General features: G+C 37.1%; 11 protein-coding genes. 5 read left to right on the top strand and 6 right to left on the bottom strand.

Annotated elements, in window-relative coordinates:
• Nucleotides 1–315 precede the first annotated feature (315 nt).
• The 3 genes from F6K15_RS14945 to F6K15_RS14935 form a co-directional block, all read right to left on the bottom strand.
• Nucleotides 316–1,029 (bottom strand): PHP domain-containing protein, encoded by a 714-nt coding sequence (locus tag F6K15_RS14945; protein WP_293061959.1) that lies wholly within the window; start codon nucleotides 1,027–1,029, stop codon nucleotides 316–318.
• 609 nt (nucleotides 1,030–1,638) lie between these two features.
• Nucleotides 1,639–2,880 carry a HetZ-related protein gene (locus F6K15_RS14940; protein WP_293061957.1) on the bottom strand — a complete coding sequence of 414 codons (1,242 nt, stop codon included), beginning with the start codon at nucleotides 2,878–2,880 and terminating at the stop codon, nucleotides 1,639–1,641.
• 557 nt (nucleotides 2,881–3,437) lie between these two features.
• Nucleotides 3,438–4,094: an L-threonylcarbamoyladenylate synthase gene (locus F6K15_RS14935; protein ID WP_293061955.1), complete on the bottom strand. Its 657-nt coding sequence runs from the start codon at nucleotides 4,092–4,094 to the stop codon at nucleotides 3,438–3,440.
• 369 nt (nucleotides 4,095–4,463) lie between these two features.
• Between F6K15_RS14935 and larC the strand changes: the two genes are divergently transcribed.
• Together larC and F6K15_RS14925 are read left to right on the top strand one after the other, a co-directional pair.
• Nucleotides 4,464–5,777: a nickel pincer cofactor biosynthesis protein LarC gene (gene larC, locus F6K15_RS14930; RefSeq protein ID WP_293061953.1), complete on the top strand. Its 1,314-nt coding sequence runs from the start codon at nucleotides 4,464–4,466 to the stop codon at nucleotides 5,775–5,777.
• Nucleotides 5,778–6,931: 1,154 nt separating this feature from the next.
• Complete coding sequence (locus F6K15_RS14925) at nucleotides 6,932–8,113, top strand: GNAT family N-acetyltransferase (protein WP_293061951.1); 1,182 nt, start codon at nucleotides 6,932–6,934, stop codon at nucleotides 8,111–8,113.
• 233 nt (nucleotides 8,114–8,346) lie between these two features.
• Here the strand turns inward: F6K15_RS14925 and F6K15_RS14920 are convergent, their stop codons facing one another.
• From F6K15_RS14920 to F6K15_RS14910, 3 genes are all read right to left on the bottom strand, one after another.
• The gene (locus F6K15_RS14920) at nucleotides 8,347–9,036 is read right to left on the bottom strand and encodes an RNA methyltransferase (protein ID WP_293061949.1); all 690 of its coding nucleotides are present in this window, start codon (nucleotides 9,034–9,036) and stop codon (nucleotides 8,347–8,349) included.
• Between the two features lie 388 nt (nucleotides 9,037–9,424).
• On the bottom strand, nucleotides 9,425–10,222 hold the full coding sequence (locus F6K15_RS14915) for a metallophosphoesterase family protein (protein WP_293061947.1): 798 nt from the start codon (nucleotides 10,220–10,222) through the stop codon (nucleotides 9,425–9,427).
• Between the two features lie 915 nt (nucleotides 10,223–11,137).
• A complete protein-coding gene (locus F6K15_RS14910) occupies nucleotides 11,138–11,902 on the bottom strand; it encodes a DUF1995 family protein (RefSeq protein ID WP_293061945.1) in 765 nt (254 codons plus the stop codon).
• A 104-nt stretch (nucleotides 11,903–12,006) separates the two neighbouring features.
• On the opposite strand from F6K15_RS14910, the gene F6K15_RS14905 reads away from it, so the two are divergent.
• The 3 genes from F6K15_RS14905 to F6K15_RS14895 form a co-directional block, all read left to right on the top strand.
• Nucleotides 12,007–13,278, top strand: a complete 1,272-nt coding sequence (locus F6K15_RS14905) for a hypothetical protein (protein WP_293061943.1) — start codon at nucleotides 12,007–12,009, stop codon at nucleotides 13,276–13,278.
• A 742-nt stretch (nucleotides 13,279–14,020) separates the two neighbouring features.
• A complete protein-coding gene (locus F6K15_RS14900) occupies nucleotides 14,021–14,926 on the top strand; it encodes a RimK family alpha-L-glutamate ligase (protein WP_293061941.1) in 906 nt (301 codons plus the stop codon).
• Nucleotides 14,927–15,004: 78 nt separating this feature from the next.
• Nucleotides 15,005–15,422 (top strand): Uma2 family endonuclease (locus F6K15_RS14895; RefSeq protein WP_293061939.1); only part of this gene is annotated, 418 nt, incomplete at its 3' end.

Below are 15,422 nucleotides of genomic sequence, written 5' to 3'. Positions count from 1 at the left end.
AACACAGGGGGAGGACATCACCTCTGTTAAAACAGCGGTCATTTTTTTTTATGACTGAAGAATCCCGCGTTGTCGCGCTATGCGCAACGTCGGGAGTATGTCAACAGAAACAGTAATAATTTCCGTGAACTCTAGTAAAGGAAGTTCATAATAGAATAAGCAACAAGTCTAACAAAAATACAGGTAGAAGACCCTGGTGTATAAACAGTGACTCCGCACGCGGATTAAATTCTACAGTTTTGCCTAAGTACAAAGTCAGGAGTATGTCAATACAGCTTTAATTAACTATTGGGGTGGGGTAGAGGTATTCCCACCCTATAAACGTACTAAAAGATTTTTTCCATGAGTATCAGTACCACAGGTATTAAGTAGACCATAAGTAGCACTGAGTTGTTTCACTTGTTCTGTTTGTTTTGGGCTAGGATACCAGGGTTTAGTGTGAGTATAACCGTAGTAAGTTTCTACACCATCAATACCTAACTTAGCTGCTGCTTTGATTAGATCGGTAGCAGAACGCTTATAACGACAGGGATGAGCAAGTACGGCCAAACCACCAGCTTGTTGAATAGCAGCAATAACATTATCTGCTTGATATTCTTGACCTTGAGCAGCTTTTCCTGTCAAATAAGGCTGCAGACATGAGTGTTCTGGGTTAAAGCCATATCCTAGAATATGTACCTCAATATTAATTAAGTTGGCGTTAATTTCTACTCCACTCCACAAAGTCGGTGTTAAATGCTCGCAGTCTTCATTAGTAGATTTCCAATTTTCTAACCAACTTTTAGCTACTTGATAACCAGCAACAGTATGATGATCGGTAATGGCCAAACCTTTAAGGCCGATCGCAATTGCTTGTTCTATCAAACTCTCAGGTTTTAACTGTCCATCCGAGTAAATTGTATGCAGATGAAAGTTATAAGAGTATGGACAGCTATGAGCATCAATAGTTTCAAAGATTTGCTTAATTTGAGAGTAGTTCTTGGCCACTCGGTTAGTCCAATCAGGAGCCAAGGCTATATTGATAGACATATATTTTAATAAATCGTTACTTTAATCCAATATATCTAATTTTTATCCAAAACTGCTAATTAGCTCTAGCTAACTAATATATTAAAATTTTATATTTAAAAATATCTAATTGATTAAATAGTATTAATTTTATGGTAATGATGGGAAAAATTTTATCGGAAAATAAGAGAGTATTTATACTTATTAAATTATGTGTGGTTAAATACTGATTGTATCTGTAAAAGTAAGTAATTGGTAATTTATAACTGATAATTGGTAATTGGCTATAGTTAAAACATCTTCATTATTTGATGGAGTGGTAATGCTAAATTCAAAATAGTTAATGACTACTGTACGTCGCTAATCAAACAACTCCTCTAACTGGTTACTGGCTACTAAATCTAATAATAATTGCCGATATGAACACTATATTAGTCCCAATTTATTTGTATTTTAAATAACATAAAAATCCTCAACAGACTGAATGTAATACTAATTTCACTTCTAACTTCTAACTTCTGACTTCCGTAAGGTGGGCAATGCCCACCCTAGACAGAAGCAGGATGACCCATATCGCAAACTTTAATTGATGGATGAGTAAAAAGAATCTGTTTCATTTTTAATACCATACTAACTTTGGTCGTTATTGCGAAATACCCAAGCCATATCCAACAATTTTGCCCAACGTTTTTGTAACTGTTTCGGAGTACATTTAATAGTCTTCGCGATCGCTTGTTCATCTTCACCATTGCGCTTGAGTTGTAAAATTTGCTGTTGTTCAGGAGAAAGAGTTGCTTGGAAAGCTTCCCATTTATCAGAAGTCATACCTAATTTTTGGTCAATATCAGCACCTAACCATTGATGCACTAACTTCCAATTTTTAGAACAAGCAAATTTTTCAACATGATACTTAAAACGTTGTTGTAAATAATCCCGTTGACGAGAAGTTAAACCTAGCTCCTTATCAATATCAGATGCTTGATAATCTTGCAATTTGAGACGCAGATAATCAATACATTGGTCTTGACCTTGAGCTTCAAAGTAATTGATTAATTCAGAAACTACGCGATCGCGTAATACAGCTTCAGCAGGGTCAACAGCTTCAGAAACCATTTGCTCCCGTACCTGTTGCACAGCAGAAGACCGACTAAAAGCTTCTGCATCTTCACCTTTGGGAGACTCAACTGCCATTTCAATATCAAGAGAAGTTTCAGGGGGTTGACCCTTAGCAAAACTTTGAGCGCGGAGTACAATCAATCTTTGACGATTTCGGCCAGGCAAACCTATTTGACGCTTGGCGTACTGTTCAGTAAATGCCATATATTCTGCTAATTCTAATTTCACTCTAGGAGTATAGTCTTGATCGAGGGAGTGTTCCCGACGGAAAGCTCGTAGAGACTCAATATAAAAACCTTGCAGAAAATCCTCAATTAAGTTATAGCGACCTTGGAAACTTAACTGTGCTCTAAAAGAAGCAATATGACGATAAATCATAGAAGCAAGTAGAGAGTGTAATTCTACCCGACCTTGCTTAGAACCAAGTTTGTAGTATTGTACGCACTTTTGCCAGCGATGACGAGCCAAACTAAGTTGCCAAGATTGAACTTCACCAGAATTTTGAATCCGATTACTCTTTTGGCAAATACGCTCTACTTCTTGGGCGATGCGAAAGGTGACAGTTTCAACTTTTGCTGGCTTAGTTTTCAAAGTATCTTGTAATTCTTGCAAAACTACAGCAGCTAAAGTTTCAGTATTCATTTCTAGTACAGTATTCGCTGTAGTGCGATCTTCAACTTTGCTGTTGTTAACTTCTGGAGCGATAGCAGTGTTTGTGTTCAGGGAGTTGGGGGAGTGAGCAATCTTAACAGTCATTTGATTTTACCTTTGGATAATGCACAGTAGGTGTACGAAGTAATCATGTAGAGTGATTAAGTGTTGGTTGAAATCTGTGTGATTCCTTTCTTTCCTCTACACTTACGACTATAGGAAAGTTCACCCAACTATTTGTGGAGGAAGGTTACACTTTTATGATGTGGTTTTTCTGTTACTAACCAATTCTGGAGTTCACTATCAAAAGTATATTTTCCGGATTTAGGTCTAAAACGAACGAAAGCTATATATACGTTGAAAATCAGAACTTTACTTAACAGAATTATCCAACTCAAAGAGACTGTGACAATATTCAAATTGGCAGTGCCACCCGTGTAACAAAAACACAAGTGGCACAGTCGTAGGTTTTATGGAAGAAGGAAGAGGGTAGAGGGAAGAAGGAAGAAGGAAGAGAGAGGGAAGAAGGGAAAATCTTAGGACCTACTACCTAATATCATGTCTCTTTAAATATTAGGGAGTAGGAAGTAGGGAGCAAGGAGTAGGGAAGTTGCATGGAACCTCCGTACAGAGCCAGATTTTGCCTTCTGCCTCCTGCTATATTAACCAATCAGAGCTGTTACAGTTTCAACTCCAAGACCTTGCCTAATTAGATTTGGCTCTTGGCCAGTTAATTCCAGGATAGTAGATACTTGATATCCAGGGTCAGAACCGTCATCAACAATAATGTCCACTAAATTTTCTAGACAATCAAATAATTCTGCTTTACCAGTAACTGCTCCTACATCTACTGGGGCCATTCCTTCCGCATCACTGGTAATGTGAGCTGATGTTGAAATGATGGGATTGCCCAAAGTTTCCAACAAAGACAAACAAGATTGATTGTCTGGAACCCGAATACCCGTTGTTTTTCGCTTAGGACTCATCACCAGTCGTGGGACTAACTTTGTGGCAGGCAACACAAATGTGTAAGGGCCAGGAATTAAACGTTTGATGATTCGGTAGGCTGAGTCACTCACAATAGCATAATTGGCGATATTGGACAGAGAGGAACAGAGGAATGTCAGAGGTTTATCATTAGACAGTTGTTTAATTTGTCTAACTCGCTCCACAGCGGATTTAGCATAAAGGTCGCAACCTATTGCGTAAACGGTATCCGTGGGATAAAGCATCACTGCCCCATTTTTCAGATCGCTAATAATTTGTTCTACGCGTCTTTGCTGGGGTGTATCAGGATGAAGTTCATAGAATATTGCCATAATTTTTATTTTAGATTTTAGATAGAAAAATTGGCCAAAAAATGGGGTTCAAAGACCCGTCCTTTAGCGTAGCGGAGGAAGGCTTTTTATGGGATGGCTTGCCATTTCAACTTTTACCACTTAGGCTATACGCCATAGGTCATATTAAATCCGATCTTCTAAGGTCGAGATTTGGCAATTCAATTATGGATATTAGACAATTTTTTTATACCTAATTAATGTCCTAACCTATTTGCTGCTATACCACCTAAGACCTACCACCTATAGCGCAAGTCAGAAGTCAGAAGTAATCTCTGACTGAGTTTGAAGGTTTATCAATGTCGTAACCTATTGATGTAGTGCTATACCACCCACCACCTAACTCAATTTATGAAAAAAATAGCTTACCTTGAATGTCCCACTGGCATTGCGGGCGATATGTGTCTGGGTGCTTTAGTTCATGCGGGTGTTCCCCTAGAATATCTGATAGAAAAACTCAATCTTCTCGGCATTTCCCAGGAATATCAGTTAAGCACTGAAAAAGTGCATCGTAATGGTTTACTAGCTACGAAATTTCATGTCAATCTAACTTCTGCAAATCCTGAAAAAGGTGAACCTCTGACTTTTGACCACCACCATCATCATTCTCACCATTCAGAAAATGACCAAAGTACAGAAAAACACAATCATTCTCACAACCGTCATTTGCCAGAAATTGAAGCATTAATCAAAAAAGCAGGATTGCCCCAACGTGCTGAAACTTGGAGTTTGGCTGTATTTCACAAATTGGCCGAAGCTGAAGGTGCTGTACATGGTATTGCCCCAGAGAAGGTACATTTTCACGAAGTAGGGGCAACTGATGCCATTGTTGATATAGTGGGGACTTGTTTAGGATTCGATTGGTTGAATATTGACCAATTATATTGTTCGCCTTTGCCCACTGGTGGGGGTACTGTGAGGGCGGCTCATGGTCGGTTACCTGTACCTGTACCAGCAGTGCTAAAACTTTGGGAGTTGCATCAGGTTCCGATTTATAGTAATGGCATTGAAAAAGAATTATGTACTCCTACAGGTAGCGCGATCGCTTGTACTCTGGCCAGTAGTTTTGGCTCGCCACCGTCAATGTCTCTACAATGTGTGGGTTTGGGTGCGGGTTCCCGGGATTTAGCTATTCCTAATATTCTACGTTTGTGGATCGGAGCAGGGGAGGTTAATACTCCACATTCTCAACTTACAGAATATGATTCTTCTAGTTCCCCACATCCACACCTGGAAACTGTAATGGTGTTGGAAACTCAAATAGATGATTGTACTCCTCAAGCGATCGCTTATACTTTTGATGCTTTATTTGCAGTAGGTGCATTAGATGTTTTTACCCAACCTGTGACAATGAAAAAATCTAGGTTAGGAGTGCTACTTACTGTTGTTTGTCTACCGGAAAAGTTGTCTGCTTGTGAGGAGGTAATATTTCGAGAGACTACAACTCTGGGTATTCGTCGCTCTACTCAAAAACGGGCTATTTTGGAGCGAACAATTAATCAGGTGCAGACAGACTATGGAGCAGTACGGTTAAAAGTGGCAAAGATGGGGAATCAAATTGTGAATGTGCAACCTGAATATGAAGATTGTGCCACATTAGCCAGACAGCAGAATATTCCTTTGATGGAAATACAGAAAATGGTATTACAAGCTTGGTACGAATAATATCAAATCCGGTTGAATAACTTCATCAGGACTTACGCAAATTGACTTTTAAAGCACCATTTGTAGGGGCGAATGGTATTCGCCCTAGCTATATGTAGAGTCTCTGCGTAAGTCCTGTTCATTTCAATTTAGTAGTCAGGAAGACCGAGTCATATCATGTTCGCTTGAATACTTATTATATGGTTGGGGGAGATGGGGAGATGGGGGGATGGGGGGATGGGGGGATTGAAGTAATTATAGAATTATCAACATATATTATACCAATTCCCATGCATTAATGCTATGCTTAGGTAACACTTCAGTTATTAAGTAATCAACACAGGTCGAATAACCTTTTTGCTAATTAGGGCTTGCGCTCATCAAGCTAAAAGTCAAGATAGCTGTTGAATAATATCAAATCCATTTAATTCGATATAAAAAAATGTTCCATTTTCAACCATTACCAAATAATTAATAATTAATAATTAATAATTAATAATTACAGGACTTACGCAAAGACACTGTGTATAGAGTCAAGTAACTATTGGACAATAGTTATGAGTACTATATATAGCGTATCTGCCTAAGTCCTAAATTAAATAATTCGCGCCTTGAAGCCTCCCCTTTTAAGGGGAAAAAAGCGGTCGAGGGATGGCGAGGTCCCCTCGCCATATCCAATCGACCAAGACAGCGGTCGTTTGCTTCGCAACGCTGACGCGAAACGCGACAGCGGAACGGAGTTCTATCTTCGGAGCTTCCCCGTTGGGTGGGATGGCGAGGTCTCCTCGCCATATCCATGAGACCAAGAAAAGAAATAATATTTCCTTATATTCAATTCCGTAGCGGTTAAAACCCGAGGTAATTATCAATTATCCATTATCAATTATCAATTAATGAACCAATATTTCTCTATCTCCCCATCCCCCGATGCTACTGGATTTGATATATAGCGCTGTGCGCAGGCAACAGCTCCGGAAGGGGAAATAAATTGCTGATAATATAAGACTTTTAGCTATTTGGCCTCTCCTGCAATTTGTAAATATACCAGCGCTCATTGCTATAACTGCTGTACGTCGCCAATCCGACGGCTCCCCTACCTGACTACTTTTTCAAGCACACCCAACAAATGCACAAATAGATTAACTTAGATATCGGACACGCCAAAGAGAGTGAAAATGATTCAACAGCCTAAACCCCAATATTCTCTAGCCTGGATTGGCAAAATTTCTGAAGTCCCTAAACCAGAGTGGGATGCTCTAGCCCAACCTTTAAAAACTCCCTTCCTAGAATGGGACTGGCTGCATAATATGGAAACTTCTGGTAGTGTGGGTGGTAGAAGTGGATGGCTACCCCAACATTTAACGGTATGGCGAGATAGACAATTGATAGCAGCAGCTCCACTTTATATCAAGGGGCACAGTCAAGGTGAATTTGTTTTTGACCATCAATGGGCCGATATAGCTTACCGCTTAGGTATTGAATATTACCCAAAGTTATTGGGAATGTCTCCTTTTACTCCTGCTGAGGGGTATAGATTTTTAATCGCGCCTGGGGAGGATGAGGATGAAATGACAGCCTTGATGGTCAGTGAAATTGATCGTTTTTGCGATCGCCATAATATTTCTGGATGTCATTTTCTCTATGTCGATCCAGAATGGCATCCTATACTGCAACGTAATAGTTTTAGCAGTTGGGTACACCATAGTTACATTTGGCAAAATCAAGGTTATCAGACTTTTGATGACTATCTCAAAGTATTTAATGCTAATCAACGTCGTAATATTAAGCGGGAACGCAAAGCAGTAGGAAAAGCTGGTTTACAAATGCAGACTTTTACTGGAGATGAAATACCAAAAGCTCTGTTTTCTAAGATGTACAGTTTTTACGAGAGTACCTGCGATAAATTTGGTTGGTGGGGTAGTAAATATTTGACGAAGCGATTTTTTGAACAATTACATCACGACTTTCGCCATCGAGTATTATTTGTGGCAGGTTACAGTGAGGAGGACGACCGCTTACCTGTGGGAATGTCGTTTTGTATTACTAAGGGCGATCGCCTTTACGGTCGTTACTGGGGCAGCACCTATGAAATAGATTGTTTACATTTTGATGCTTGTTATTATGCTCCGATAGAATGGGCGATCGACCATGGTATTAATACTTTTGACCCTGGTGCTGGTGGGCGTCATAAAAAACGGCGTGGTTTTCCAGCAACACCTAATCATAGTTTGCATAAATTTTATCATAATCGTTTGTCAAAAATCTTCTTGTCTTACATTGGGCAAGTGAATGAAATGGAACAGTTAGAAATGGAGAGAATTAATGAAGATTTACCTTTTAGTCAGAGTAATTCTTAGCATTCAGCACTTCAGCAATCAGCGGTCAGCTAAATAATATTGTCGAAGATCGACAAGTTTTAAAAATATTCTTGTCGATTTTAGATCCATATCATGTTGAATACATTGCTATGACTAAATTTTAGTAGAATTTTGATTTGGTCAAAAATTTGTCGATCTTCACTGTCGATCTTCATTAGTCAATCCTCTTCTTTTCAAGGAGAGGTAATTATTAATTATTAATTATTCATTATTCATTGTTGAAAAATATCTCTGAAAAATTTCTTCTCAATAAGTTCTCCAGCTTTAATAGATTTCCGCAGCCAATTTAATTCCAAATCTAATTTTTCTGTTTCAGTTAATTCCCAATTATTATGCTGTCGGCGCAAACGATTTGTCAGATCGTATAAACATAAAGCAACACTCACTGAAATATTAAAACTTTCACTAAATCCCTGCATTGGAATTTTTACCGATACATCTGCATTGTTTTGAGCATATTCTGACAACCCATTAATTTCTGAACCAAACATTAACGCTACTTTTGTATTTACAGATAATTTTTCAATAGTTATTTGCTTCGTATGGGGGGTTGTTGCTGCTATGATATAACCCTCACTTCTTAATCTTTTTAAACATTCTTGAGTATTATTTATGCCTTGTTGGTTATAACGATATAATGTTAACCAGCGGTCTGAACCAACACTAACACCTTGAGTAATTGTGAATATATTTTTATTCTCTATAATATGTACATCTTGTACCCCAAAACTGTCACAACTTCGGAGTACTGCACTAGCATTGTGGGGTTGATAAATATCTTCTAAAATAACAGTAATATGACGGGTTCTTTGCTGCAAAACAGATATTATTTTTTCCCAACGAGCATGGGTAACAAATTGACCTAAATAACTAATTAATTGTTGTTTTTCTTCTAGTTGCATTCATCATTAATCTATTTATATTTACCGAAAAATTAAGGTATAATACTGATTTGGAAAAAGAATGTTACGAATAATCAGGGCAATTAAAATACTTTATCGGATATGTCTCTTGGACTAAAAAGATAAATTCCGACCTAAAAACTGGTATTAAAGCCATTCATTCTGAATCGGTCCTCCTGAGTTCCCCTCCTGGGAGGGGCGGGGGTGGGTTGACTACTCAGAAATATCCTAGCTGATTTGTAGCAAAAATTTATCAATTTGGTATAAAGCCTCTCCATTCATAGAGAAAAAATCAAAAAAATCCTTTTAGCTAACCCTCTTAATTTACAAGAATAGGCAATTATTAATTATTAATTGTTAATTGTTGAAAGAGAAGCTGCTATTTTCATCAATTTATCTTAACCTTGAGTTTCTCTTTGTACTTTTTTTTAGCTAATAAACGTTCTTGCATTATTTCTTTTAAAGTTGGCTTGGGAGTATAAGGTTTTACAAGTTCTTCTAAAGCCATTTTCCTAATTTCATTATTATTCACATTAACTTGATAAACAATATTATTATCAACATCTAATCCTGTTAGCCATCCACTACGAGGATGATAGGCACTCGTGTCAATATCCAACCAACCTGCCCCACAAACCAACTCTCCAGGTTCAACATTATTAAAAGTAAAAGTAATAGTATGACCTATAATCATTAACTTATTGGAAAAGTAAGGTTTTTCAATAGAATGAAATTCTTTGCGAATCCAACAATATTCATGATAAGTTTGCTTTTGAATAGGTAGTTCTGGATTTACCCCTGCATGAACTAACCAAATATCTCCTAAATCTAGATATAGAGGTAGCGATCGAATCCATTCTACATCCTCATAAGGCATAATTCCTGTATCTCTATAACTTTCTACCGTTTCATTCCCTCCACTGTAAAACCAAGCTTCCCATGCTCCTTTTTTGCCTCCTTTATCTGAAAGAGCTTGAATCATCATTTGTTCGTGATTTCCTAGGAGACACTGATAGGAGTTATTTCTGACAAATTCTATTACTTGAGAACTTTTCGGGCCTCGGTCTATTAAGTCCCCTAAAAAGTACACCTTTTCATCTTTTCCAGGGGCGATCGCCTCTAGCAAAATCATCAGACCATCATAATGCCCATGTACATCGCCAATTATAATACGTCTCTGCTTCATTTTTACTTCTCAAGATTTCCTATAATATCTAGTTTTACTCTATCTACTTAATTGCATTAAGTTAGGCGAAATCGACTTTTTTTTGTCAAAATTTAATGTGATTTTAATGTCATAAAATTTAATTAAAACATCTAATATATTATTCATTTTATTTATATCTATAATAACACATAGTTTCTGAGGTCAACCGACCCTAATTTTCAGGTAAATCCAGAATGTAGCTAATTTGAAATAAATTGTAGCTTCGATCAAAATTGGGGTCGGCTCACCTTAGACAAAAATACTTTTAGTAATACTAATTCACTCTAAGAATGTCACAAATAGTCAGCAACTGATGATGTGGAATAATAGGCTGAAATTATTGTATATAGAATTTCCCAAGCTAATGAGGTACAGTTGTTTTTCTGATTTAGGGCTTGCTGATTAAATCTAAAAGCATTGACATATAAAGACAAGTGCCTTTTTGGGGCCTTTAAAAAGTACGCCTGTTTCAGTCTAAAACGCTCATGCATGGAGCGTATTTTAGGCTCATAGTTGGGCAGAAAAATCCCAAATTGACAATTGTTACTCCTACCTCCTCGCTCCCGAGCCATTTCTCCCCTCCACGGTCGGGGGAGGGGCGAGGGGTGGGTTGTCTCCTGTCTCCTGTCTCCTGTCTCCTGTCTCCTGTCTCCTGTCTCCTGTCTCCTACCCCGACTAAAAGACTAGTGAAGCGCAAACCCTATTTATCGATTCCTACGGAACCAGAATTACTACTCCCTACTCCCTACTCCCTAAAACCAAGGAATTTTGTACCTCGCGCTTTTTGGGAATTGCTATAGTCAATAACTTTAAGTCTATCAATTTTCACTTCCAACTTCTAACTTATGACTTATGACTTCCGTGAAACGGTATAAGTTCATGTCTGCGGAAAACTTAGTTACTTAAAGCACGCAGGAATTTTTGAATTTCAGCTAAAAATCCTTTCCGTTTTGGTGTAGCAGGAGTTTGATTAACAGAAGTAGAGCTATCTGTTTTAACTGTAGCAGTAGCTTCAGCTAAAATTATTTCCACTGCATCTCCCATCGGTTTCTCAGGTCGCTCTGCAATTAATTTATATTGGCCATTTGACTCAAGCCAAATTTGCCAGGGAGAAGGATAACAACGATACAATGCAGCCTCACCAAAAGACTTGATATAGTAGCAAGATTCAATAGTTGTCAGAAATCTTTCCCGGAGTTGACGTGCTGCATAACCAATTCCCACAATAGATACATCCTCTAATCTGGGAATTAACATCACAACTGGGCGATCGCCTGCCAAATTACACAATTTTTCAGCCTGGGCCACTTCTACAGAAGAAAGGGCAATTAACAGAAAAAATTCGTCTTCCGGTGCAATTTTGCTGTCAACTGGAGACCTACTTGTACCAATATCTTCTACTTTTACTTTAAAGGGTGCTTCTTGCCAATCTCGTCTTGCCAATGCTGCAGCACCAGTATCAGGAAAGAATACTTTTGGTTGAATGCCTTCTTCTAGTAAAGCAGGAATAAATTGTGCTGCTAGAGATTGAGCTTGAAGTTCAATTTCTGGAATAACTATTTCGATTTGGATTCTACTGTAACCATCTTGGAGAGCTGCTTTAGTAGCTTCTATGGCTTGAGTGAGTGCCTCATCTATGTCATTGGGTAGTTTATTCATCTATAATAGCGATCGATATTTCTCAACTATACTGTAATTGATAGAAGATATTCAACAATCTTCAGTACTTTCCATCATAAATAAAAGTTGAACAAAAGGAAAATATGACACATCCATTTGACTATGACCTAAATGTTCTTGAGTCTTTACAAAAAATTCAAGTTGAACCTAACCCTAATACTTTTAATGACCCATCTCAACTGATAGCAACAACTTTAGCCATCGGAGAAGAAGGTGGTGCTATAACAACAGCGTTTGATGATTTAGAAAATGGTGGCGAACTGATAGCAACAACTCTAGCCATCGGAGAAGAAGGTGGTTCCAGTGAACCTATACCAACAACTTTAGCCATCGGAGAAGAAGGTGGTAATCTTCCTGTACCAACGACTTTAGCACTGGGAGAAGAAGGTGGTATCGATCCAATAGGAGTGCCACCCCGAGAACCGACAACTGAAGTAATAGGAGAAGAAGGTGGTGCTACTCCTATTAATAATGAAATTATTACTCAACCAAGCTCTGAAGAAGGTTTCGCAACCACTCAAGCAATAGGAGAAGAAGGTGGTATGACTCCAATAGGAGTGCCACCCGTAGAACCGACAACTAGAGCAGTAGGAGAAGAAGGTGGTGCTACTCCTATCAGTAATGAAACTATTACTCAACCAAGCTCTGAAGAAGGGATAGCAACAACTCTAGCACTAGGAGAAGAAGGTGGTGTCACTACTTTGGCAATAGGAGAGGAAGGTGGTTTTCCTCCTCCTATTAATAATGAAATTATCACTCAAGTAGGTTCGGAAGAAGGTGATGTCACTACTTTGGCAATAGGAGAAGAAGGTGGAGATTTTAATGAAGAAATTTATCGGCAATCTTATCCTGATATTGATGTTGCTATCAACACAGGAGTATTTAGTTCTGGTTTAGAACATTACATTCAGTTTGGACAATTTGAAATTCAACGCATTGGTTTTTTTACTGACAATGATAGTAATGATATTATTAATGCTTTCGGCAACAATACCAGAATTGTTGGTGTTAGCGTTATTGGATATGACATCATCAATGACCGAATTATACCTAGTGATTCGGGAACGGGAGAAATTGATATATTAGTTGGTACTTCCGGAACAGAAGGAGTAGATCAATTTATACTTGGTTCTTCCCCAGGGTCGCCTTTTTATCTTGGTTTTGGTGATTCAGACTTTGCTTTAATTCAAAATTTTGATACTCCTTTAGATCGAATTCAGTTATCAGGAACTTTGAATGATTATAGTTTTGAAATAGTTAATAATTCAGTTAATATATCTACTCTATCAGGAGATTTGATTGCGATCGTAGAAGGTGTTTCATCTCTAGACAATTTAAACCTGAATTTTATTTAGTTAATAAACGGGAAAGCTATTGGTAGGTGTGTTAGCCATAGCGTAACGCACAAAATCCTATATATTGTCAGTGCTTCAGCAATTAAAAATTAACAATTAATAATTACCTATCCCTTTTAGGAAGAGGATTGAATCTCAAGGAAAAAAATCTTTTTTCCCTTTGAAAGGGGAGGCTAATAAAGCTGAATTGTTTAATTATTAATTATTAATTATTAATTATTAATTATTCATTATTAGGTAAGTCCTAATTTAGTTAATCTAGTTAATTCAGACAAAGTAGACAAAGGGAGAAAGCGAACTTGTAAGCAGAAATATATTCAAATTCATAATATCTACGCTTTTTTTCTCTCAAGTCTTCCTTTTCTTCCTGAGCAGCACTTCAATTATTAAGTCATTAACACATAAAGAGTCACCTTTTTGATAATTAGCGCCATAGCTATAATTAATTATTCTTATGTTTACCGAAAAATTGTGGTATAAAGCCTCCCTTTTTAAGGGGATAAAAAGAAAAAATTTCCTTTGAGTCAATCAATTCCGTTTTAAAGGAGAGGTAATTCTAAATTCTTAATTCTAAATTATTAATTATTTAATTATCCCCTACTCCCCTACTCAATAAAACGTAGAAAAATTTTTGATAAATTGTATTATTCTATTCCTTCCGTGCCTCCTGACTCCTGAGGACTGACTCCTTGAAACAGCCTAACTATTTGTAGCAAAAATTTTAGTATTTCATATAACTTTAATGAATATTTTAATCCTGGGCAGTGAAGAAGATATTCATGCTGCCCATCTCAAAAAGTCTCTCACAGAAAAAGGAATAACAGTTGATTATTTAGATACTCGTTTATTTCCCACTAAGTTAAAAATCTCTTGGCAACCTATTACTCACACGGGATGTTTAATATTTCCAGATGGCAGAAAATGGAATTTAGCAGATATAAATAAAATTTTTTGGCGGACTTTTGCCGGGGTTAATGTTCCGAAATTAACTGATTTATATCAGGAGAGAATAGCAGTTAATGATTCGATGGGTTTATTACGTTCTTTTATGCGGTCTAAACCTGAAAAATGGGTGAATGGTTGGGAGGCTTATGAATTTCATAAAGAAAAACCTTTGCAATTAAGTTTAGCTAATAAAATAGGTGTGACTATTCCAGCGACTCTTATTACTAATAATGCTGATGAAATTTTAGAATTTTCTCAAGTATTTAAAGATGTAATTTTTAAACCTGTTTATGGAGGTTCTCATACTCAATTTTTAACCAAAGAACATTTAGAAATTAATCGGATGAAATTAGCATTAAGCATTTCTCCCGTAACTATCCAAGAATTTATTCCCGGTACAAATATTCGTAGTTATGTGATTGGCGAAAAAGTTTATTCTGCTGAAATTAGGAGTAGTTCTCTAGATTTTCGGGAAGATAAACGAGCAAAATTAATCTATTTAGAAACACCAGAGGATATGAAACAACAATGTTTAACTATTACTAAAGCATTTGGATTAAAATGGACTGGTATTGACTGGCGATTTAAACCTAATGGAGATTTTGTTTTCCTGGAGGCGAATTTTAGTCCGATGTTTCTTCATTTTGAAAGAGAAACAGGTTGTCCGATAACTGAAGACTTGATAGAATTATTAACAAGTTAAAGTTAGGCAAGAATATTTATAATAAATATAATTGTTATACATAAACAAATTCATATAATTATTTTCAAGGAGTTGAAAATGTCTGTACAATTATTGCGACGACTATTTACTGTAGACCAATATTATAAAATGCTGGAAGCAGGAGTATTAAAAGAAAATGAACGAGTAGAACTAATCCGAGGAGAAATTGTCAAAATGTCCCCTATTGGTATTCATCACGCAGCTTGTGTGGACCGTATTAACGAACTATTCTTTTTGCGTTTAGCAAAAACTGTTACTGTGAGAATTCAAAATCCTGTGAGATTGAATGATAATTCTGAACCTGAACCAGATATCGCTTTGCTGCAACGACGACCAGATTTTTATAGGACTCAACATCCTCAACCAGAAGATGTATTTCTCCTTATAGAAGTGTCAGATACAACAGTTAAATATGACCAAGAAGTAAAAATTCCTTTATATGCTGAGAATAATATTGTTGAAGTTTGGTTGGTAA

This window comes from Okeania sp. SIO2B3 (assembly GCF_010672525.1).
In the GTDB taxonomy this organism is placed as follows: Bacteria; Cyanobacteriota; Cyanobacteriia; order Cyanobacteriales; family Microcoleaceae; genus Okeania.
The sequence above is the reverse complement of the archived record's forward strand: the minus strand, read 5'-3'. Positions and strand labels throughout refer to the sequence as shown.